Here is a 19,910-nt window from a genome sequence, read left to right on the forward strand (position 1 = left end):
CCGCGGGTTCCTGACTTTATTCCGGCTGGTGTGGATCGACCGACAGTCTCGTCCTGGTGCTGCTGCGGGTCCGTCCACGTCGGACCGAACGCCAGTCGCCATATGGGAGGGCAGCACCCGTTCCGACCGCACCGTACACCGATGCAGAACCTGCCCGATGGAATGCGTGAAACGTGCCACCAGGTCCTGGGGCGTGATCCGCGGTCCAAAACCAGAGGGCCCCGGACGGCATCCGTAGGACAGGCCTTGCTGAATGGAAAACTGGTCAAGGCAACATCATGGCGGGTTTCCTTCCGGCCAAGTGTCAGGGTGGGATCTGAGACCGGCATAAGCAACTGTCATTTATATTGAAATTCGAACTATTCTGACGCGCGCGCGGCACCCCGAAATACCCTTCTCAGGCGCCCCGAAACCCGGCAATCCCGGGGCGCCTGACCCTGTCCAAAAATACTTGCCCCGACCGGTCAAACACCTGCCGCCAAGGGGCAAACCAACATGCCACCACCGGTCATTTCCAAGTTGCCGTTGACACACGCACAAAGAATGAACCGATTATAAGATCAAGCATGTTCGGGCGGCCGGTCGACTCCGTGCTCTGCCGGAGCGACTGCGTTTAGTGTTTGCGTCACCTTGTACAGGGTCGAACGCATCCTTGGATCATGCGCTTTTTCGGCATCGCGCACCCAACGTGTCAACTCTTGGCGCCAACCTGGCTTCGGTGGCTTCAGCACCCAAAGGGCATCGGCCAAGTGCTTAACAATTTCAGCTGCTGCGAGGCGATCGTCACCGGTATGCTCCAGTTGTGTCGCAAGAAGTAGGGCGTTGAACAGATCTTCATCTCCATCGTGGCGTGTACGGGCCCACTCCTCAGAGGCAAAGTACGAAATTTGGAGAAACTCGTGGTTTTCTTTGAAGGGTAGAAGCGATCGGACGAGGTACGCTCCATTATCCGCTCGTCGTGCTAGCTCTTGAGCTGCAAGCAGCTCAGCGAAAACAATATGCGTGAAACTATAAGTAGGCGTGTCGGACGTGCTCGCTTCCGCGTTCTGCACAATGTTTTGCCGTTTGACAAGCGCCTCGAACAGAGAGAGGGCGTCTGCGCCGCTTCCCTTATCTACCTGGAGGCCCCGTAGGGTATCTTCAATCCACGGCTCTGGCATCCGGTTCCAACTGACGCCTTGCTCAAGACTCGTTAACGCTAAATGACGAAGTACCTTTTGTGCGTGGGGATGAGGCGGGGGTGAGCTGGATATTCCGCGTTGTCGGTCCCATTGCCCCAACGAGCTGATCGTCATCCGAGCAAGCTCGTAAACTGAGGCGGCTACAACGCCACTTTGGCTAAAACCTCCCAATAGCAGGGTTGCCAGCATGGGATTTCCTGCGAGGGACTGGAGTCCAGGTCCAATAGCCTTGATAAATCCTCCGGCCTTGTCCCCGACGTTCGGTTCGCCCGCACGTTCGAAAAATTTCTGGGCAAACTCATAAAGATCACTGTGGGACCATGGTTCGACATTCAAGACAAGCCGCATTCCCGTCGGGCTGGCCAGGTCGGGCATACCTACCGTTCTCGTGCTCATAATGACTCGGGTTCCCCTGTACTTCTGGGTCAGAGCTTCGACGAGATCCAAAATTCGTTGGCGGTGTGCCGGGTCTCCTACTTCGTCCAGGCCGTCCAACAAGAACGTTATGTTCCGAGAGGCCAAGAGAGCGTCTGCAAATCCCGGCGCGACACCCAGATCGAGGTCTCGATTCCAGTTTTCCTCGAGCCCATCTAAGAATTCATTCAAGAAAGAGGACGAAACTCGCAGCGATCGTAAGGGAACAAAAATAGGGATGTGGCTAGCCTCCTTGGCCAACAGTCTTCCTACCTGCTTGAGGAAGGTTGTCTTGCCAGACCCTGCGCCTCCCGTGACGACAATGCACTGTGTATCGAGAGAAACGATATCTTGGGCGCTCCGCAGCCGGCTTCCCGCTCCCCGATCGCTTTGCTCGCTAACGCGCGTGTCAATGAGAATGTCAAGCGGCACATCCCCTCCCCAGTCGAATCCACGGTGCCTCAAGTCCGATCGCGTGGACGCAACAAGCCGCTCTATAGATGCTAAATCTAATTTGTTAGGCCAAATAGTAACGGTGGTAAAGCCGTCCACGAACCGCACGGATGGTTCAGCGGCGCCACTTTGGGATGCATCATTGATTGCCTTCGGAATGCCGGACCCCTCGGATTCCAGGTATCGCGCCAGCGACATTGCATGGGCCAAACTGGGGTTCCGGCTCACAGACTCTCCGACAAGACCTCCTAAGCCCGGATGCTCTGTTTCTGTAGATTTCACAGTGGCCCAACTTCCCGGGCTGGATATTTCGAGTCGATTAGAGTAAAGCCTAACATGCACTTTGCGGGCCCTATCGGAGTAATCTCGGTGAACTACCGCATTTGCAAGAATTTCTCGAACGCACACCATTGGGTAATCGAACCGGCTAACTGCGCGAGGCTCGTTTGGTGTAGGTCGATCTCTTTTTCCTATTCGCGAGGCCACGAACCTGAAGGAAGCTTCGAGCTGTTTTTGAATTGTACCGCTGAGCAACACCGAGTCCTGGTCCGACTCCTTTGAGACCCCAAAATATTGAACACATTGAACAAGTGCCGAGGGGACAACAGATTGCGGGGAATGCGCGAAGAGTAATGCGGCCGCCTTTGTCGGGTTTCCCTTTCTGAGTAGCAACAGTCGCGACATAAACTCCGTTGAGCTAAGCGTCGGATTACGCAGGTCTTCGAGTTCCTCACGTAGTAATCCGCGAAAGTCTTCTATCGCGCGCGAATCGATATCCGCGCTTTCCATAGACGTATCGAGATAACCGACTTCTTCATCTAACGATGCTGCGTGGTGGTCGTCTACAGCTGTCGTAACTGGCGGGGTTCCATAGCGTTCCTGTAACGCTGTAAGAATATAGTCCAACGCTTCTTTAGGATGCAGAGAGTAATCGGCGATTCTCTCGCCGAATGTCAGATGTGAGACGAGGGCGTCACGGTCGACTTTCAGAACCAAAATCCGATTTTCACCGCTGGAGTTCGCTGCGTTTACTAACTTCGCGGTCCATTCTGAACCCATGGTTTTTGCGGTCGCAAATAGGATTATAGGAATTCCCGAGGCGCGCACCTGTTGCGCTTCGCCGACTATAGACTGACCAACAAGGACTGTGCCAGGGTGCACGGGTTCATAACCCGCTTCTTTTAGCCTAGATATGATTGGAAGCAATGCCTCGTGCTCATTCTCGGCGAAGAGTAGATAGACTCTCACGACATCAAAACTCGAGTCAAATCACGGAGCCCAGTTTCCCAATCGGCAGAGAAGTCTGCGTACTTTATATCAGCCAAAATTGCTGGAGGTGCGCTACTCGGGAAACGAACCGGAATTATTTTGATGCCCGCATCGTTCATCTGGCGCGCCAGGGCTGACATCCACTCGCGGCTGGCCCATGGGCTATCCAAACTGTCCTTCGAGTAGCAGAGAACTAGATAAGCTGCACCTTCCAGGCCTTCGTTCATGCGACCGACTATAGAGTCGCCTGGCCTAATCTCGTCGTCGTCGAGCCATACTTGTAGCTTCAACGCCCGAAGGTCTGCGGCAAGACGCTTCACGTGCGCCATGTCGGAGGTCCTATGACTAATGAAAATCTTTTGCATACGTCACTCCAACTCGATTGCGGGCGCACGGTACACGTGCTTGGGCATTGCACCTAGTTTGAAAGCTGGGGAGACAGAACCTAACCCAACTCGCATCCTAGATGGCGTAACTATATACAGTTGCCGTTGACTAAGCGCAGGATGTCGTCGAACCCGTACTGCCCACGAGGGAAAGGGGACTGCCCGGCTTTTGTTGACTCGGGTCTTAGGCCGCTGTGAGCGCGGTCCGTTTGATTGTTTCATATTCGATTGGCGTGAGTTTTCCCAACCGTCTTTGCCGTCGCCGGCGGTGGTACGTCCGCTCGATCCAGGTCGTGATGGCCAGCGGAAGGTCCTGCCGGGTGGTCCACCGCTGACGGTCCAGGACGTCTTCTGCAGCAGCGAGAAGAACGATTCCATCGCGGCGTCGTCCGCGCACGCACCGACCCTGCCCATTGATCCTGTGAGCCCCGTGGTGCCGGAGGGATCGACGAAGCGGCGCGACCGGAACTGGGCGCCGCGGTCCGAGTGCACCACGGTGCCTGCCGGGCGGCGGGCCCGCACTGCGTTCTCCAGCGCCGCGACCGCCAATGAGGATTTTCACCTTAGGTTTCGGTTTGGCGATATCGACCATGGAGCAAGTGGCCGCTGAGCAAAAACGCCAAGCCGGACTACATCCAGTTGCTCAAAAAGTTGAAACACTATGAAAACCTAACGGTCCAAGACGCTAAGCGCACTGGCGCGTTGGCCGATTACGACATGGCGAAATGTCCAACAAGCTTGCGACGCCCAGGCTTGCGGAACAGTTTGGTGGAAGAGACGACCACTCTCGGCTGAAAGTCACCGATCAGCAACGGCTCCTCGGGTTTCGCGTAGGCAACGAATTCAGCATCGTCTGGTGGGATCCTGGACATGACGTGTGGCCGACCAGCCGATTCGGACCGCCCACATTTTGCCCACATTTTGCCCACATTCAGTGTGAAATAGTGTGAGTTCAGGTGATGAAAATCCCCGCACTCTAGAGGTTTTCCTTACCCTCAAAGGCGCCGGAGAGGTTTCAAATCCCACCGTCACCGCCAATGAAAACCCCCGGGAAGCCGGGGGTTTTCTGCATTCTCGGGAGCTTCGTGGTGCATTTATGGTGCAGATTTCGAAGAATCACACCCACCTCTTCGAGGCCGCCCGTTTAGTCTTCCAGAACTGCTCGCGCCGCTGACGTGTCATGGCGGTCCGGCAGATGGTTCTCCTGTTCCTCGATCTTGCGCCGGTAGAAGTCATAGGCGGCTTGTTTGGTAATCCCCAAAGCTTCGCCAATCTGGGCCCATGTCGCGCCGGCCTCACGCGCCGATTTCATCACGTACCAGCGCCTGGCCGTGAGCAGCTCGACGGCCCTCGCGTTCGCCCGTAGCGCCTGCAACGCTGCAACTTCTCTGACCTCCGCAAGGAAGTGTGCTGCTGCCTCCCGTGCCTCGTCACCTCCGATGGCTGAGGCTTCGCGCCAGGTTTCGCCGCGATTGAAGTCTTCCCACACGGTAAGCAACTCATGCACGTCACCACTGCTGAGCGCTTGCTCCACCGACACGCCGTCATCTCCCATGCGGTCAAGGTAGCTTGACATCAGACAAGGGTCAAGAGTCGGGACGCTTCCTTGGCTGCAGGGTTGGTTCGGCCCTCGTCAAGCGCTGACGGTCCCGACTGCACCTAAAAAGGATTGTTGGCGAGGAAAGTGGCGCGCAGACGGCTTTCATGTTCGGGACTAGTTGAAAGAATCCGGGCATGATTTTTTCAACTATTGGGATAGTTGAAAAGTTCTACGGGACGGCTTCTCGTCTTGGAGGACGGCTGACTCGGCAGGAAGTCTCGCACTCGCATGCACTAGCTGAGCCATCTCCCCCTTCCCGGCCTTGGTGGTCCCCGGCAAGTGACCGGCCATCTGGGTGCCACCCCAAGGACACCCCGTGGCACTAGAGTTCAGCCCATGATCGTATGGCTCAACGGCACCCACGGCGCAGGAAAAACGACGACGAGCGTGCTCTTGCAGCAACTGCTGACCGACGCGCAAGTCCTCGACGCCGAGAAGGTCGGGGAGGTGCTCATGGACATTAGGCCCGGACTTCCCGCAACGGACAACTTCCAGCACTGGGACCCGTGGCGGCCGCTCGTCGTCGAAACCGCCCGACGCGTGCTTGAGTACACCGGAGGCACCCTCGTGATGCCAATGACTATCCTGGTCGAGAGCTACTGGCGGGAAATCAGCAATGGTCTCGCCGGGCACGGCATCCCGATCCAGCACTTCGTGCTCCACGCCGACCAGGGCACGCTTCGCGAGCGCATACAGAACGACAAAGATCTCGGTCCCTCGACGTTCCGCCTTGCGTACTTGGAGCCATACGCTGAGGCAGCCCGCACCTGGCTGCACAACGAAGCCGAAGTCATCGACACCACAGACATCACACCAGACCAAGCCGCGCAACAGATCGCGGACTCAGTGCTTGGTCGCTGAGAGTACGCTGCACGAGGTGTTCACGCTGTAGGTGCGAGTCCGTGCTTGACCGTCATCCGTGCCCGTATGGCAACACGACCGCAGAAGACTTGTCGTACGATGAATTAGTTAGACGATCAAGCTATCTGCTTAGAGGGAATGACGTGGGGATGGATGCGCGGAAGGTTCGCGGCGGTTATTGGTACGGGTCCGACGGAGCCGACCCTGGTCCGATTGACCTGCTGAACGCCCTGCGGGATTACCGCGCGTCGGAAGCTGCGATGCGACGAAGGACCCGCACCTCCATGGGGATGGGAGAGACGGACCTACTGGCGCTTCGGTACTTGCTCGAAGCCGAACACCAGGGGCGCTCAGTTAGCCCCAAGGAGCTGGCCGCCTGGCTAGGAGTGACGTCCGCATCCACGACGGCATTGATAGACCGCCTGGTGGCGTCCGGAAATGTCCGCCGCGAGCCGCATCCCAGTGACCGCCGGGCCCTGATTCTCCGCCCGACCCCTGGATCCGACCAGGAGGTGCGCAGCACGCTCGGCGGAATGCACTCGCGGATGATTGACGTTGCGCGTTCCTTTGACGCCGGGGAAACCAAGGTCATCATCGACTTTCTGCGACGCATGCAAACCGCCGTCGACACGATCGACGAATAGTCCCCCGCCCGCGGCTGGTCCCCGCCCGCGGCTGGACCCGGCCCGCGGCTGGACCCGGCCCGCGGCTGGACCCCGCCCGCGGCTGGACAATCTTAGTAAGGTCCCTTATAAATAGTTCATCAAGCTACTTGCTGCATGTACTATCCAGGGAGATTCTTATGACGGCGGTATTGGAAAGCCCGGGCAGCGGCGACCTGCGCTCATCGAATGCCGTCCCTCAATCGGCTACAGCCGATCAGGCTGTTGCGCTGGTGGCCGAAGAGCCTGACCCTATCGACAATCAGGAATACGTCATTCATGGACACGATGGTCACGGGCACACTGCCGGAGCGCCGGGGATCGACAGGCCGTTTCACTGTGGGAGTGCCATGGCGCTTTGCCTCGCAGGTGGAACGCCGCCACAGACCTGGATATCGGTGGAACCCGAATGGCCGGAGTGGACTTGCGGGTGCGGCTTGCGGGTTTTTGCCGAGATCAGTGACCTTTTGGGTGCGGTGTTGACGGCATCAGCCAGGGTCCAGACGCTGCAGCTGCAATTGGAGGCAGCGCGTGCTGCACTGGACCATGCCGTGCACCAGGCTGTCGGTTCGGGGGTGGAGCACGAGGAACTCGCGCTCGCGTCGGGCTTGAACGGTCCCGAGATCGAGACTCTGCTGCAATAGGCGTTTCGGTGCCTGCAGAACAGGCACCGATTATCCGCCCGTAGCCTCAGTCCCTCTCCGCGGATCACTCACGACGAGTGGCTGGTACGCCAGGTGTGTTTGGGTTCGAAACCAAGCAGTCGCCGGGCCTTGTCGATGGAAAGCATGGTTTCATGTTCACCCAGGTCCTTGACCACCTTCACGTCGGGGTAAACCTCGGCCGCGAGGCTGGCACTGGACCGGCCCATAACCGTGTCCGCGTTCGCGATGATGAATGCTTCGAACCCCGGCTTGCCGTTCTCCAGTGCACGGAGCACGGCCTGCGCGCCGTCCCGGCCGTCGATGTAGCCCCAGAGGTTCCACTTGCGCAGCATGGCGTCGGAGTCGAAGGAGGGAAAAGCTTCGTAGTCTTCCGGGTCCATGACGTTTGAGAGCCGCAGCCCGACGATGCTCAGCTCCGGGTCCCAGCGCGTCAACTCGATGGCCATCTGTTCCTCCAGATGTTTCACGAGCGAGTACGTGGTTTGTGGCCTGGCCGCATACTCCTCGTCAACCGGGATATAGGGCGGATCGACGTCGAACGGCGTGCCCAGCACAGTCTCACTTGAGGCATACACTATCTTCTTGATCCCGGCCCGGCGGGCCGCACCCAGTGCCCGTCCTCCGCAAGCGTCCGAACGACATGTCGGCCCAGCTTGCCGCTACCACCAGTCACTGCAATTTTCATCAATACTCCGCTCAACGTTGTTCGAATGCCCCACCCACGCAAAGCCCCGAAGCCCGCCGCGTGGGAACTTGGCCGCCCTGATCGGACCAGCCATCACCAAGCCCAACCTAGACCGCATGCCGCGCCCGGCGCGTGGCCCTTTCAGTCCTAGGACAACCCGACCTGCCGACGGCGGGCTCTGTCCAGGAGTGCACGCGTCATTCCATCAATCCTCGACGGGGGGCTTCGGCGTGATCCTTGGCCGCTCAGGGTGCGGTGGCAGGGACGCCCGACAGCGTGCCGCATGTCCGTCCTGACCTTGTTTGGCGCATAATCACGCCGAAATGACGCGACTCGCCGTGGCGTAAACGCTTTCCGAAACCAAAGAAGGTCAGGAAGGCGCCGCCCTCATGTGTCGACCCCGCAAACGCCTCCATTGTCGGCGCTCGGCACCGGGCATACGCTGGGAGAGGCACAAGCGCTTGATACTACTACCGCGCTGAGAGGGCGCTGCATGGACGCCACTTCCATCACCGACACTTTCCACCGGCCCTTGCGGGACCTGCGGATTTCCGTCACGGACAGGTGCAATTTCCGGTGCGTCTACTGCATGCCCAAGGAGATCTTCGGCAGGGACTTCGTCTTCATGCCACGGGACCAGCTGCTGACCTTTGAGGAAATCACCAAGCTGGCATCGATCGCCGTCGGGCACGGGGTGCGGAAGATCCGGCTGACGGGCGGGGAACCCCTGCTGCGGAAAGACATCGAAGAACTGGTCCGGATGCTGGCCCGTTTGCGCACTCCCGACGGGCTGGCGCCGGACCTCGCCATGACCACGAACGGCTCGGTCCTGGCTCAGAAGGCGCAGGCCCTCAAGGATGCGGGTCTGAACCGAGTGACGGTCTCGCTGGACTCCCTCCGGGAGGAAACCTTCCAGGCCATGAACGACGTCGGCTATCCCGTGGCGAAGGTCCTTCACGCCGTGGACGTTGCCCAGGCCGCCGGGCTCGGGCCAGTGAAGATCAACATGGTGGTCAAGCGCGGGACGAACGAGCAGGACATTCTCCCCATGGCGAGGCACTTCAAGGGTTCCGGGTTTATTCTGCGGTTCATCGAGTACATGGACGTGGGCGCGTCCAACGGCTGGAAAATGGATGAGGTAGTGCCCTCCGCCGAGATCCTGGCCCGCATCGGCTCGGTGTTCCCGCTGGAACCCGTGGCGCCGAACTACCCCGGCGAAACTTCGGATCGTTGGCGCTACGCGGATGGCGGCGGCGAAATCGGAGTCATTTCCAGCGTCACGCAAGCTTTTTGCCGCGGCTGCACGCGGGCCCGGCTCTCCGCCGACGGGAAGCTGTTCACGTGCCTCTTCGCCACGGCCGGCACGGACCTTAGGGCGCTCTTAAGGGGCGGCGCGTCCGACGTCGAGCTTTCGACGGCGTTGTCCGCCCTCTGGGGCGGCCGCACCGACCGCTACTCGGAACTGCGCGGCGCCCGCACTCCCCGAGACGGTGCCCACAAGATCGAGATGTCGTACATAGGCGGGTAGCGCAGCCCGACTAGCCCTGGTGGGCCGGCGTGCTGTCGTCACGGGGATGACTGGAGCGCCCTTGAGTGTTCACGCTGTGTTTCCAACGACGCTTGCCGGGCGCCTCGAAGCATCGATACTATCAAGGTGGGTTATGCAGCGGCCCTCGGAACACTTTTCCCTGGAGCACCCCCATGACCCGCCGGACCCCCTTCTGTTCCCGCTTTTCTTGCGTGGCTGGCCTCCAGTTTGGAGCCGCCCTGTGAACGCGCTGCTTGCCTCATGCTTGGAGGGCGAACTGGACCCAGTCGACGGGCTTGCGAAGTTGTCCGTCGCCGAGCTCAACTTTTTGGCTGACGCGCTCTTCAGGCTGCTCGACGTGGGAGATCCCGGGTTCGGGGTTAACTATTGGTACGGCGCGGTCTTGGACGAGTTGGCTGCGCGGGGTGAGGGCGCTGCGCGCGTTGAACTGCCCACCGTCGAGGATTCTGTCGAGGATTCCCAGGACGATCCCGGTCTCCTCGGCGAGCAGGCCGTCTGACCGTTTCCAGGCCGTCTGACCGTTTCCCGTTGGCTCCGGGACTAGTCTTCCCCTGCCGCGGAGGCGACAGCGGCGCCGTCTCCCGCTGGTTCTTGTCCGCCTGCCAGCTCGCGCACGACTATTTTCAATTCCTGCCTGAACATCGACGTGTCTATGGATACCTGGGCGAGAACCTGTTGTTCCGATTCCACTGCCCGTTCAAGGGCTTCCCTGCCGGCGTCGGTCAGCGAAACGACGTATATCCTGCGGTCCTCGGAACTTCGACGGCGGCTTACGTGGCCGTGCGCCTCGAGCCGGGTGAGGGTCTGCCCCATGGTCTGGGCCTGCACACGGACGATCTGCGCCAGTGTGGTCTGGGTGATGGGTCCAGTGGCTGAAAGGACCTCCAGCGCAATAACACCGGCGTGGGTGAGACCGATCGCCCGGAGATTCTCATCCCAAGCGTGTTCCACCAGCCGCGCCGCTGTCGACAGCAACCTTCCGGTGGGCCAACGCTCAATGTCCGGCATATGACTTATTGTAGCCGCGAGGGGATTTTGAACACGAGCATTTGCCAACTGGATGCTGCTGCGAGCGAAAAACAGCACCAGTATGGTGATTGCATAATGCAAACACTGATCCGAGGAGACCTTTCACCATGGCTGTTCGAGTTGACCTGAATATCTCGCTGGATGGTTTCGCTACGACGACGGACGCAACGCCGGAGAATCCGTTCGGGTCGGACTGGGGCCGCCTGGTTGATGCCTACACGTCCACCCGCACATTCCGTGAGCGGGTCCTGCATGACACGAGTGGCGAAGGAACGTCCGGCGTCGACGACAAATACGCAGCGGCCTACTTCGAAGGGGTCGGAGCGGAAATCATGGGTGCCGGCATGTTCGGGTTCCATAACTTTCCCGATGATCCCGAGTGGAAGGGCTGGTGGGGCGACGAGCCTCCCTTCCGCGTCCCGGTGTTCGTCCTGACCCACACGCCCCGCCCTGACATCACGATGACCGGCGGTACGACCTTCCACTTCGTCAATGCCAGCCCTGAAGAGGTGCTTGAACGGGCGCTCAGCGCGGCCGGTGAAAAGGACGTGCGCATCGGAGGGGGGCCCACCGTGGTGCGCGACTACCTCAAGGCCGGACTCGTCGATCAGTTGCATGTCGCAATCACACCGATCCTGCTTGGTAGCGGAACTGGTAATGGAACCGGCAACGGAATACGGCTTTGGGACGATCTCCGGGGTCTGGAAAGCAACTACACCGTTACGTCAGAAACCGCCGAAAGCGGCATCATCCACGTCACCTTCCGTCGATAACCAGCCCGCGGGCTGGCTGCCGCGACGGACTTCCATCCCGATGCTTCGGTGCGACAGCTTGAGCGTTGCAGACATTCTGATTTCCTCCTGGCGTGGTCCCGTCGACCGCTACTCTTTCAGCGGCGTGAGTTGAATTTGCTTCGCCAGCGCGTAAGCGGCCGGAAGATCGCTGTCGCTTTCGACGAAGACGCGGCCAATGACAAGCGCGGATCGGGTTGGCGAAGAAATCTGTGCCATGCCGATTGGTACGGTTCCCTTCCAGCCGGGCCCACTGAGGACATAGGCGCCGGCGTGGGTCCCGGTCGTGCGCGTCCCGACGTAGGCAAAATTTGTACTTTTCGACGGGTCGGTGAACTGGACACTGAAGTAACGCCCGGCCATATCCGGTACATGGAGGACTTGCGGCCCGTTGCCCAAGTCGAGCCAGCCGCCGACGTACAGCAAGTCGTCGGCGCCTGTTGCCATAAGGCTCCCGCGCGACGTCGACGGTGAAGAGGTGCCCGGCGTGGCGTACAGCGTGTTGACCGGGATGGGACCCTCACCGAACCCCCCTTCCTTGATAATCGCCCGCTTGAACCCGTTGACCGTGAGTCGCGGCCAGAGGTAAATGAAAGCGGGCGCGCCCAGCGCCCATACGACGACGGCCGCTATGACGAGCGGAATGATCCCGTCCCCGTTGGCGACACGCCGGTAGATGACCCAGGCGAAGACCACCAGTATGACGGCAGATAGGGGACGTCCGTACTTCAAAATGAGGCGGTTCATTTCACTGCCCCCTGACTACCGGCGGCAATTGGTACGTGCCGTCGAGAATTTCCGCACCCGGCAGATACACGCGGAACATCAGCTTGAACTTCCCGGAAGGAATGGGCAGCCAATTCTGCTCGCGCCCACTCGGAGCCTGATGTTGGAGATGGATATCCACTGAGCCGTCGGCATTCTGCGCGAGGGGTGTACGGTCACCAACACTGTAGCGACGAGTGGGGTTGTCCACCATGTACCCGACGGTATCGGTCGGAATGAGCGACCAGAAGGCTTCATGAGGCGGGAGTTTCCCGGCAGGAAAATGCATGACGTACCCATGCGCGCCGCTCAGAGCCTTCCCCGAACTATCCACGGTGGTGGTCCAGTACGCGGCCTCTTCAAACACATTGACCACGGGAAGGGCTTTGGCGCAGGCGGCCCGTACGAGGACTCCATTGCCAGGCTGCCCGCATTTGCGGATGGCACTCCAACCGTTGACGGTGGTGGTGATCGCGTTGCCCACGGCATTCATCATGAGGATCGCCGTCAAGAACGCCAGCACGGCACCGAGGATTATTCCTTGCACGACACCGGACTGTGAGAACCACGCGAGGGCATTTGCCATAACGGCAAGCTACCACCGCACTAAATGGCTTTCGTCGACTTCTTCAAAAACAGATAACCGCGAGCCGTCCGGAATTAACTGCGCTAACGCCCTTGGGTAGGACGACGCCGGTACCACCCAACAAAGCCCCACAGCGCAATAGTCAAACATACAGCCGCGACAATCCCCCGCCACCAAACAAAAGGCTGCCAGAGCCCGAAAATCAGAGCCCAAACAAGGAGAACCCCACTCACGTCGAGTCGGGGGGCTCGGAACTTCATGGAGACACTCCTCTTTCATTTGTCTCAGTTTCATCTGGCTCGGTCCAGGCGCGAGGCCTAAAGACCGACTCAATGAAGGATACTTTCCCAACCGCCCGACGGCGGACGCCGCGACGCCCCCGGGCGCCCATCGCAAGCGCACCTCGTCGCCAGGGGCGACGGGCAGTGACACCACCGCCCAGGGCGCCCATACTGGGAGCATGAGCGTCAGCACCCGCCGCACAGCGGAAGGCGCCGCTGTTGCCACCCCGGCCCCCGCTGCAAAGCCACAACCAACCGCAGAGCCACAACCAACCGCGCCGGCCACTCCAACAACCGGTCCCATCACCCGCGAAGAACTCCAACTGGCTTCTCGCAACCATGCCATGCCCTTGGAAATGCTCCGATGGCCCGTCACACCGCTGGGCATGCACTATCTCCTGGTCCATTTCGACGTTCCCCACCTCGATCCCGTCTCGTGGAGGCTCAATATCGGCGGCCTCGTGGACCATCCGCACGAGTACACCCTGCCTGACCTCCACCACCGCGAGCGCCGCACTCTGGCCGTCACAATGGAGTGCGCCGGCAACGGCCGCTCGCGGCTGGAGCCGCGGCCTGTGAGCCAACCATGGGACCAGGGCGGAGTGGGCACCGCCGAGTGGACCGGCACCCCGCTCGCTCCGATGCTGCGCGACGCCGGGGTGTCACCGGAGGCCGTCGAACTCGTCTTCACGGGCGCGGACCGCGGGATCCAGGGCGGCGTGGAGCAGCAGTACGCGCGGAGCCTGACGCCAGCGGAAGCGATGTCCGACGACGTCCTGCTCGCCTATGAGGTCAACGGCCAAGCCCTTCCACCGCAGCACGGCTACCCTGTCCGCCTGCTCGTCCCGGGCTGGTACGGGATGACGAGCGTCAAATGGCTGCGATCCATCGAGGCAATAGACCACAGCTTCGACGGTTACCAGCAGCTCGGCTCCTACCGTTACGCCAAAGACGCAGACGATCCAGGCGAACCTGTCCAGCGGATCAAAGTCCGCTCACTCATGGTTCCCCCTGGCATTCCGGATTTCTTCACGCGGCAACGCACCGTCGACGCGGGACCGGTACAGCTGAGCGGCAGGGCCTGGTCCGGGAATGGAACCGTGGACACCGTGGAAGTCTGCGTGGACGGGGTCTGGGAGCAGGCTCAACTTCAGGTTCCCACCGGACGGTATGCGTGGCGCGGATGGACGTTCACATGGATCGCAACGCCCGGTTCCCACGAGTTGGCATGCCGCGCGACGGATTCCACCGGGCGGACCCAGCCAGAGACACCGGACTGGAACTATCAAGGCATGGGAAACAACGACATCCAACGGCTGAATGTGATCGTGAGGGAATAACACCCCGAGGTCACGCCGCAGCCTGGCCGTTGACCGCGTTCAACCGCATGAGTACTGTGAGTCCACAATCCATCCGCGCCGTGGAGGCAGCAATGGGCGGCACTTCCAAGAGCAACGCCGACTACGAAGTCCTCACCATCTGGCGCGTCGCGGGAACCCCGCGCGAAGTCATCGACATCCTGGGCGACGCCGGAACGTTGCCGCGCTGGTGGCCTTCGGTGTATCTGAGGGTTGTTCCGCTGGATCCGGGAAACCCGGACGGTACGGGGAAATCCTTCTCCCTGCACGCCAAAGGCTGGCTGCCGTACACCTTGCGCTGGAGGTTGACGGTCACCGAACCGATCACGGAGGAAGGTTTCGCAATCACGGCGAAGGGGGACCTGAACGGTACCGGACGCTGGACTTTCGAACAGGAAGGCCCGGAAACGGTGGTCACTTTCGATTGGCGAGTCAGCGCATCGAAACCGCTGCTCCGGCGGCTAAGCTGGCTGCTCAAGCCCGTATTTACCGCGAATCACCATTGGGCGATGGCCCGCGGTCACGAGAGTCTCGCCCTTGAATTACGACGACGGCGTCCCGGCACGGACCTCTCCAAGGTCCCCCGTCCGGCGCCGCCTACTTTTGCAAGGCGATACCGCTGGCCAAGGAGCACAACGCATGCCTGATGACAACAACGACGAAGTCCGCTGGTTGGCGCAGCCCGAAGACCAGGACTATCCGAACGCGGCTGACTACTTATCCTTGTTGGAATCCGACGACGTCGTTGCCTCCGTGGTTGCGGCACTCAAGGACGCACCCGTCCAGCACCGCAAGGCCAAGGACATTCTCCGGGCAGCCCGGCTAGTGCTGTTACCGAAGGACAACGCCCACGTGGCCTCGGACCTGAAGAAAATCAAGGAGGGCAAGAAGCTCTCGCCCATCCTGATCGTCAAAGGTGACCTTGCCCGAGGCATTCCAGCCCAAGTTGCCGATGGCTACCACCGGGTGTGCGCGAGCTACTACACGAACGAAAACACCGACATTCCGCTCAAACTGGCTGATGCGCCCCGGTAATCACCGCTAACCAACCGCAACGCCGGTAGAAGGAGGAACGCGTGTCGTTCTTTCAGCTTTCGCTGATCGCCACGGTCGCGCTCCTCGGACCGTTGCTCGCGTTGCCCCGGAAATGGCACCTTCCCGTTGTGCTGGGACAGTTGCTGGCGGGTATCGTCATCGGACGCACGGGTCTGGGCCTGGTGGACTCTTCGGATCCCACATTCACGTTTGTGGCCGACGTCGGTTTCGCCCTCATCATGTTCGTCGCCGGGACGCATGTCCCCGTGCGGGACAAAGCCATCCGGCCCGCCCTGGGCAGCGGGGCGCTTCGCGCCGGCATCGCCGCGGTGCTGGCCGCCGTCGTCGGCGTTGTCATCGCTTTTGCCTTCGGTACCGGACACGCTCCGCTCTACATCGTTCTGCTCGCTTCCTCCTCCGCAGCGCTGGTGTTGCCTATCGTCGACTCGCTTCGGCTGACCGGGCCGAAGGTCCTGACGACGACGGCGCAAGTGGCGATCGCTGACATCGCTTGCATTGTGGCGCTTCCCTTGGCCGTTGACCCGCCTAACGCCGGCCGGGCAGCTTTGGGGGCGGCCGTCGTCGCGGCGTGCGCATTGGTCTTGTTCTTCCTTCTTCGGTGGCTGGAGAACAGCGGCAACCGCGGGCGGTTGCATGAGATGTCCGAGGACCGGAAGTTCGCCCTGGAGCTGCGGATCCAACTGGCGTTGCTCTTCGCGCTTTCGGGGCTCGCGGTCCTGGGCCACGTCTCCATCATGCTGGCTGGATTCTCCTTCGGACTGGTGGTCTCCGCGGTGGGTGAGCCCCGTCGCCTGGCGCATCAACTCTTCGCCGTAAGCGACGGGTTCCTGGGGCCTGTGTTCTTCGTATGGCTGGGTGCTTCTCTTGACCTGCGGACCCTCGCGGGCAGCCCGAGAATGATCCTCCTCGGGATCTGCCTTGGCTTTGGAACGCTGCTGGTCCATGGAAGCCTGCGGGCCCTCGGCCAGCCCCTCCCACTGGCAATACTGGCGTCGTCCCAATTGGGAGTACCGGTGGCGGCCGCCACCATCGGCTCCCAATTGCACTTGCTGGAACCGGGAGAAGCCGCCGCCATGATCCTCGGCGCCCTCATCAGCATCGGGGCAAGCACCATCGCCGGTTCGCGGGCGGCACGCAGCTTTTCGGAAGCCGCACCCGAGTCCAAGGACTCGGCAGGCAAGCCGTCGCAAGGTGGTCCGGCGACGGCGACCGGTTCCCCCGAGCCAGCGGCGTGACATCCGGTATTCTCAGGTCGATGCTATGCCAGGGGGAAGATCAAGCTAACGGTATTGGTGGCGCGGAAGTGAGTTCTGATGGCTGATGTGTTCATGTATGTAGATGAGACTGGCAACTTGGACTTCGACGGAGCCGTCAAAGGATCCGCGGCCAGCATCTACTTCGGATTCGGTTCCGCGGTCTTCCGAGAAGATCACGGGCACCATCTTTGGGATGGACTGACGCTCCGCGCACGGCTGGAAGGCGAAGGAACGCAACTGGCTAGGGGCTTCCACGCGAAAAATGACCGTCATGCCATTCGGAACGAGGTCTTTGCCGCAATCCACCGGCAGAAACCTCGCATTGACACTACTTTCCTCTGTAAAGCGAATGCCTATGATGCAGTCCGCTCCCGGGGGCAGATGGAGCTGTACAAGCTGGCGTGGCGCCTGCATTGGCACTCCGTGAAGTCTGCAACGCGCAGGACCGGAAGATCATCCTGTGCGTTTGGGAATCTTCATCGTCATGGGGACTTCAAGTAGCCGATTACGCACTATGGGCTGTCCAGCGACGTCTGGAAGAGCGTGAATGCTCGTGGTTCGAGCCCGTGTCCAGCCGCAGTTGAAGTCTTACTTTTTTCCCTGGGGGCGGCCAAGATAAAGGCCAGCTATCCAGGAAACCTGGAAGACATCCCATGGACGTCTTGTCACTGACCACCACCAGTATAACCGGTCCATGGGGGCCACATAAGCGACCCCGCCGCCCGAGCCATCCAACAGCGGGCCGGCGGCGAACCATCGGTAGAATGACGGGGTTGACCAGCCGGAACTCCGCGGTCAATCACGACGCTATGCGGTCCATCACGACGCCACGAGGGAGGAAGCCGTGCGCGCATCACATGCCCGGACGCCCTTCCACGCCTTGCGTTCGGCAGCTCTTGCAGTGGCCATTGTTGCCCTCGCGGCAGGCGCCCACGTCCTTTCCGGCGGCGCCCTTCCCGTTGCGCCGGTCTTGCTGGCCGTCCTCGCATTGACCGGGCTCGTCACAACTCTTGCCACCCGGTTCAAGCTCGGATTGCCGGTCATTGCCGCACTTCTGGGAGCCGGTCAGCTGGTCCTTCACGAAGCCTTCACGGCATTCGGCCCGCTTACCGGCCCGGCTCCGGGGTCACCGCCGCACCATCTGGCCGCCGGGCACGCTCCACCGCCACTGGGTGCTGAAACAGTGCATTTTCACGAGGTAGACACTCCTTGGGGCTGGTTGATGCTGACCGGGCACGCCCTGGCCACCGCCGCTTCGGCGTTGCTCCTGGCCAAAGGCGAGCAGGCGTTGTGGCAGCTCGAGGGGTGGCTCCGTCCCCTCCTTCAGCTCCTCCGCCTGATCTTCCGGCCCGACGTCGGCAGCTCGGCTGTTGCTTTCAGCGAACCTGCAGTTTTCATCCCCCGACCGCGGCGGAACCTCAGGCAGGACAGCAGACGCGGCCCGCCCGCCGCCGTCGTACCCTCCTGACTCCGCCCGGCACCCCTTCAACTGGTGACGGGCACATCCCCGCATTTTGGCGCGCTTTCGCGCGCCCGTTGAAAGGCAACATCCATTAACAAGTCATCCCTCCGCCGTGCCCTCGCCGCTACCGGACTCGCCGGCGGCACCGCCGCCCTGATGATGGCGGGCATGGCAGGCGCTTCCGCGCACGTCTCCGTCAACCCGGACAAGACCACGGCCAACTCGTACGCATTGCTGACCTTCGGTGTCCCGCACGGCTGCGACACTTCGGGCACCACCAAGCTGACCATCAACCTCCCGGAGGAATTGACGGACGCCACGCCCACCGTGAATCCCAATTGGACGGTCGAAAAGGTGACGCAGACGCTGCCCGGACCCAAGAGGCTGGCCGACGGCACATCGATCACCAAGCGCACCAGCCAGATCGTCTACACGGCCAAAGCCCCGCTGGACCCGCACTTGCGCGACGCTCTGGTCCTGTCCGTAAAGCTGCCCGACACTGCTGGAAAGACCGTCTACTTCCCCACCCTCCAGAACTGCGAGCAAGGGCAGACAGACTGGGCTGAAATCCCGAAGGACGGCCAGGACACCCACTCGCTGAAGGCCCCGGCTCCGTCGGTGGCCGTCACGTCCGCGGATGCGGCCGCAGGTGCTGGCCACATGACTGCTTCAGTCTCCACGGAGCAAGCAGCTTCCGTGACCGACGACGGCTCACAGGCGCGCAGCTGGGCCGGCCTGCTCGCCGGGGCGGCGGGGCTGGTCCTGGGTGGAGCGGCCTTCTTCCGCAGCCGTACCACCAAGGGGTCCGTGTCCAAGTAACGAGTCCGCAGGTTTGGCGTCCGGAACATTACGATCCGGACGCCAATCCGGCGTGACCGCCGCGCCGGAGTTGACTCCGGCAAATGACGACGAAATGCTGTGCGCATGACGAATATGCGAGTCAAGAACGGTCTCCTGCTCACGATGGCAGCAGCCTCGATATTCCTGCTCTCCAGCTGTTCCCAGAGCCAAGCCCAACCCTCGGGCACAGCCGTGCCAAGCGGCACGGCTTCGGCCTCGTCGTCACCGTCGGCTTCGGCTTCGAGCTCTGCTACGGCTTCGGCCTCGGGTACACCAACTTCGAGCGGTAGCGCCGCACCATCGAACACGGGGACGACGGCATCCGGCCTCGCTCTCTGCAAAGCGGACTCGCTGACAGCTTCTGTCGACTCCACCGGGGGTGGAGCGGCAGGTAGCGTCTATATGAAACTCATCCTCACCAACTCCGGCTCGCAGCCCTGCGTCCTCAACGGTTTCCCGGGCGTCTCACTCACGTCCGGAGCCTCCGGCGATCCGATCGGTGCGGCGGCTGCGCGCGACGACACCCAACCGGTGACGGAAGTGGTGCTCGCTCCAGGGAAGGCCGGATTCGCCCAACTCCGCTACACCCAGGCCGGGAACTACCCCGAATGCAACCAAACGCCGGCCGCCGGCTTCCGGGTCTACCCGCCCGAGGACACTGCATCGCTGTTCATTCCGCAGCAACGCACGGCCTGCAGCAACACCAACATCAACCTGCTGAGCGTCCAGGCTTTCCAAGCGGGGTAGGGCCGGCGGGGTTT

Annotated in this window: 21 protein-coding genes and 2 pseudogenes; 14 read left to right on the forward strand and 9 right to left on the reverse strand. The window is 61.2% G+C overall.

Annotated elements, in window-relative coordinates:
• Nucleotides 1-560: 560 nt before the first annotated feature.
• From J2S96_RS14625 to J2S96_RS14640, 4 genes and pseudogenes are all read right to left on the reverse strand, one after another.
• The gene (locus J2S96_RS14625; RefSeq protein ID WP_306864937.1) at nucleotides 561-3,296 is read right to left on the reverse strand and encodes an ATP-binding protein; all 2,736 of its coding nucleotides are present in this window, start codon (nucleotides 3,294-3,296) and stop codon (nucleotides 561-563) included.
• Nucleotides 3,293-3,682, reverse strand: a complete 390-nt coding sequence (locus tag J2S96_RS14630; RefSeq protein ID WP_306864940.1) for a toll/interleukin-1 receptor domain-containing protein — start codon at nucleotides 3,680-3,682, stop codon at nucleotides 3,293-3,295. Before J2S96_RS14630 ends, J2S96_RS14625 begins: the two co-directional genes overlap by 4 nt.
• Nucleotides 3,683-3,887: 205 nt before the next feature.
• Nucleotides 3,888-4,261 (reverse strand): annotated as a pseudogene (locus J2S96_RS14635) (IS3 family transposase); the annotation flags it as partial.
• A 586-nt stretch (nucleotides 4,262-4,847) separates the two neighbouring features.
• Nucleotides 4,848-5,279, reverse strand: a complete 432-nt coding sequence (locus J2S96_RS14640; RefSeq protein ID WP_306864943.1) for a hypothetical protein — start codon at nucleotides 5,277-5,279, stop codon at nucleotides 4,848-4,850.
• A 360-nt stretch (nucleotides 5,280-5,639) separates the two neighbouring features.
• Between J2S96_RS14640 and J2S96_RS14645 the strand changes: the two genes are divergently transcribed.
• The 3 genes from J2S96_RS14645 (at nucleotide 5,640) to J2S96_RS14655 (ending at nucleotide 7,470) form a co-directional block, all read left to right on the forward strand.
• Nucleotides 5,640-6,164, forward strand: a complete 525-nt coding sequence (locus J2S96_RS14645) for an AAA family ATPase (protein ID WP_306864948.1) — start codon at nucleotides 5,640-5,642, stop codon at nucleotides 6,162-6,164.
• 149 nt (nucleotides 6,165-6,313) lie between these two features.
• Nucleotides 6,314-6,808 carry a MarR family winged helix-turn-helix transcriptional regulator gene (locus J2S96_RS14650; RefSeq protein ID WP_306864950.1) on the forward strand — a complete coding sequence of 165 codons (495 nt, stop codon included), beginning with the start codon at nucleotides 6,314-6,316 and terminating at the stop codon, nucleotides 6,806-6,808.
• Between the two features lie 158 nt (nucleotides 6,809-6,966).
• Nucleotides 6,967-7,470: a hypothetical protein gene (locus tag J2S96_RS14655; RefSeq protein WP_306864952.1), complete on the forward strand. Its 504-nt coding sequence runs from the start codon at nucleotides 6,967-6,969 to the stop codon at nucleotides 7,468-7,470.
• 68 nt (nucleotides 7,471-7,538) lie between these two features.
• On the opposite strand, the pseudogene J2S96_RS14660 reads toward J2S96_RS14655, so the two are convergent.
• Nucleotides 7,539-8,176 (reverse strand): annotated as a pseudogene (locus tag J2S96_RS14660) (NAD-dependent epimerase/dehydratase family protein).
• Between the two features lie 493 nt (nucleotides 8,177-8,669).
• Here J2S96_RS14660 and moaA point away from each other — a divergent pair.
• Together moaA and J2S96_RS14670 are read left to right on the forward strand one after the other, a co-directional pair.
• Complete coding sequence (moaA, locus tag J2S96_RS14665) at nucleotides 8,670-9,704, forward strand: GTP 3',8-cyclase MoaA (RefSeq protein WP_306864954.1); 1,035 nt, start codon at nucleotides 8,670-8,672, stop codon at nucleotides 9,702-9,704.
• A gap of 241 nt (nucleotides 9,705-9,945) precedes the next feature.
• On the forward strand, nucleotides 9,946-10,224 hold the full coding sequence (locus tag J2S96_RS14670) for a hypothetical protein (RefSeq protein ID WP_306864955.1): 279 nt from the start codon (nucleotides 9,946-9,948) through the stop codon (nucleotides 10,222-10,224).
• A gap of 41 nt (nucleotides 10,225-10,265) precedes the next feature.
• Here the strand turns inward: J2S96_RS14670 and J2S96_RS14675 are convergent, their stop codons facing one another.
• The gene (locus J2S96_RS14675) at nucleotides 10,266-10,733 is read right to left on the reverse strand and encodes a MarR family winged helix-turn-helix transcriptional regulator (protein WP_306864957.1); all 468 of its coding nucleotides are present in this window, start codon (nucleotides 10,731-10,733) and stop codon (nucleotides 10,266-10,268) included.
• Nucleotides 10,734-10,861: 128 nt separating this feature from the next.
• On the opposite strand from J2S96_RS14675, the gene J2S96_RS14680 reads away from it, so the two are divergent.
• Entirely contained in the window at nucleotides 10,862-11,527 is a 666-nt protein-coding gene (locus J2S96_RS14680; protein ID WP_306864960.1) for a dihydrofolate reductase family protein, read from the forward strand.
• A gap of 108 nt (nucleotides 11,528-11,635) precedes the next feature.
• Here the strand turns inward: J2S96_RS14680 and J2S96_RS14685 are convergent, their stop codons facing one another.
• Together J2S96_RS14685 and J2S96_RS14690 are read right to left on the reverse strand one after the other, a co-directional pair.
• The gene (locus tag J2S96_RS14685; protein WP_306864962.1) at nucleotides 11,636-12,292 is read right to left on the reverse strand and encodes a DUF1254 domain-containing protein; all 657 of its coding nucleotides are present in this window, start codon (nucleotides 12,290-12,292) and stop codon (nucleotides 11,636-11,638) included.
• A 1-nt stretch (nucleotide 12,293) separates the two neighbouring features.
• A complete protein-coding gene (locus tag J2S96_RS14690; protein ID WP_306864964.1) occupies nucleotides 12,294-12,896 on the reverse strand; it encodes a DUF1214 domain-containing protein in 603 nt (200 codons plus the stop codon).
• Between the two features lie 460 nt (nucleotides 12,897-13,356).
• On the opposite strand from J2S96_RS14690, the gene J2S96_RS14695 reads away from it, so the two are divergent.
• From J2S96_RS14695 to J2S96_RS14710, 4 genes are all read left to right on the forward strand, one after another.
• Nucleotides 13,357-14,517, forward strand: a complete 1,161-nt coding sequence (locus tag J2S96_RS14695; RefSeq protein ID WP_306864967.1) for a sulfite oxidase — start codon at nucleotides 13,357-13,359, stop codon at nucleotides 14,515-14,517.
• A 92-nt stretch (nucleotides 14,518-14,609) separates the two neighbouring features.
• Entirely contained in the window at nucleotides 14,610-15,182 is a 573-nt protein-coding gene (locus tag J2S96_RS14700) for an SRPBCC family protein (protein ID WP_306865029.1), read from the forward strand.
• A complete protein-coding gene (locus J2S96_RS14705) occupies nucleotides 15,175-15,570 on the forward strand; it encodes a hypothetical protein (protein WP_306864971.1) in 396 nt (131 codons plus the stop codon). Before J2S96_RS14700 ends, J2S96_RS14705 begins: the two co-directional genes overlap by 8 nt.
• Nucleotides 15,571-15,611: 41 nt before the next feature.
• Nucleotides 15,612-16,826, forward strand: coding sequence for a cation:proton antiporter (locus J2S96_RS14710; protein WP_306864974.1), 1,215 nt, complete (start codon nucleotides 15,612-15,614; stop codon nucleotides 16,824-16,826).
• A 45-nt stretch (nucleotides 16,827-16,871) separates the two neighbouring features.
• Here J2S96_RS14710 and J2S96_RS14715 read toward each other — a convergent pair whose 3' ends face one another.
• Entirely contained in the window at nucleotides 16,872-17,261 is a 390-nt protein-coding gene (locus J2S96_RS14715) for a hypothetical protein (protein ID WP_306864977.1), read from the reverse strand.
• A 430-nt stretch (nucleotides 17,262-17,691) separates the two neighbouring features.
• Here J2S96_RS14715 and J2S96_RS14720 point away from each other — a divergent pair, with 430 nt between their 5' ends.
• The 4 genes from J2S96_RS14720 (at nucleotide 17,692) to J2S96_RS14735 (ending at nucleotide 19,896) form a co-directional block, all read left to right on the forward strand.
• Nucleotides 17,692-18,315, forward strand: coding sequence for a hypothetical protein (locus tag J2S96_RS14720; RefSeq protein ID WP_306864980.1), 624 nt, complete (start codon nucleotides 17,692-17,694; stop codon nucleotides 18,313-18,315).
• Nucleotides 18,316-18,399: 84 nt separating this feature from the next.
• The gene (locus J2S96_RS14725) at nucleotides 18,400-19,128 is read left to right on the forward strand and encodes a YcnI family copper-binding membrane protein (RefSeq protein WP_370873125.1); all 729 of its coding nucleotides are present in this window, start codon (nucleotides 18,400-18,402) and stop codon (nucleotides 19,126-19,128) included.
• Between the two features lie 83 nt (nucleotides 19,129-19,211).
• Nucleotides 19,212-19,439, forward strand: a complete 228-nt coding sequence (locus J2S96_RS14730) for a hypothetical protein (RefSeq protein WP_306865037.1) — start codon at nucleotides 19,212-19,214, stop codon at nucleotides 19,437-19,439.
• Nucleotides 19,342-19,896 (forward strand): DUF4232 domain-containing protein, encoded by a 555-nt coding sequence (locus J2S96_RS14735; protein ID WP_306865032.1) that lies wholly within the window; start codon nucleotides 19,342-19,344, stop codon nucleotides 19,894-19,896. The genes J2S96_RS14730 and J2S96_RS14735 overlap by 98 nt, the downstream gene beginning before the upstream one ends.
• Nucleotides 19,897-19,910 lie beyond the last annotated feature (14 nt).

The sequence above is a fragment of the Arthrobacter bambusae genome (assembly GCF_030812595.1).
Classification (GTDB): domain Bacteria; phylum Actinomycetota; class Actinomycetes; order Actinomycetales; family Micrococcaceae; genus Arthrobacter; species Arthrobacter bambusae_B.

Excerpts from the sequence above, each read along its gene's own strand:
- J2S96_RS14705 (WP_306864971.1), top strand. The coding sequence starts at position 15,175 with ATGCCTGATGACAACAACGACGAAGTCCGCTGGTTGGCGCAGCCCGAA.
- J2S96_RS14640 (WP_306864943.1), bottom strand. The coding sequence starts at position 5,279 with ATGTCAAGCTACCTTGACCGCATGGGAGATGACGGCGTGTCGGTGGAG.
- J2S96_RS14695 (WP_306864967.1), top strand. The coding sequence starts at position 13,357 with ATGAGCGTCAGCACCCGCCGCACAGCGGAAGGCGCCGCTGTTGCCACC.
- J2S96_RS14680 (WP_306864960.1), top strand. The coding sequence starts at position 10,862 with ATGGCTGTTCGAGTTGACCTGAATATCTCGCTGGATGGTTTCGCTACG.
- J2S96_RS14630 (WP_306864940.1), bottom strand. The coding sequence starts at position 3,682 with ATGCAAAAGATTTTCATTAGTCATAGGACCTCCGACATGGCGCACGTG.
- moaA (WP_306864954.1), top strand. The coding sequence starts at position 8,670 with ATGGACGCCACTTCCATCACCGACACTTTCCACCGGCCCTTGCGGGAC.
- J2S96_RS14645 (WP_306864948.1), top strand. The coding sequence starts at position 5,640 with ATGATCGTATGGCTCAACGGCACCCACGGCGCAGGAAAAACGACGACG.
- J2S96_RS14730 (WP_306865037.1), top strand. The coding sequence starts at position 19,212 with ATGACGACGAAATGCTGTGCGCATGACGAATATGCGAGTCAAGAACGG.
- J2S96_RS14700 (WP_306865029.1), top strand. The coding sequence starts at position 14,610 with ATGGGCGGCACTTCCAAGAGCAACGCCGACTACGAAGTCCTCACCATC.
- J2S96_RS14685 (WP_306864962.1), bottom strand. The coding sequence starts at position 12,292 with ATGAACCGCCTCATTTTGAAGTACGGACGTCCCCTATCTGCCGTCATA.
- J2S96_RS14690 (WP_306864964.1), bottom strand. The coding sequence starts at position 12,896 with ATGGCAAATGCCCTCGCGTGGTTCTCACAGTCCGGTGTCGTGCAAGGA.
- J2S96_RS14715 (WP_306864977.1), bottom strand. The coding sequence starts at position 17,261 with ATGCAGGCGCCACGCCAGCTTGTACAGCTCCATCTGCCCCCGGGAGCG.
- J2S96_RS14655 (WP_306864952.1), top strand. The coding sequence starts at position 6,967 with ATGACGGCGGTATTGGAAAGCCCGGGCAGCGGCGACCTGCGCTCATCG.
- J2S96_RS14675 (WP_306864957.1), bottom strand. The coding sequence starts at position 10,733 with ATGCCGGACATTGAGCGTTGGCCCACCGGAAGGTTGCTGTCGACAGCG.
- J2S96_RS14650 (WP_306864950.1), top strand. The coding sequence starts at position 6,314 with ATGGATGCGCGGAAGGTTCGCGGCGGTTATTGGTACGGGTCCGACGGA.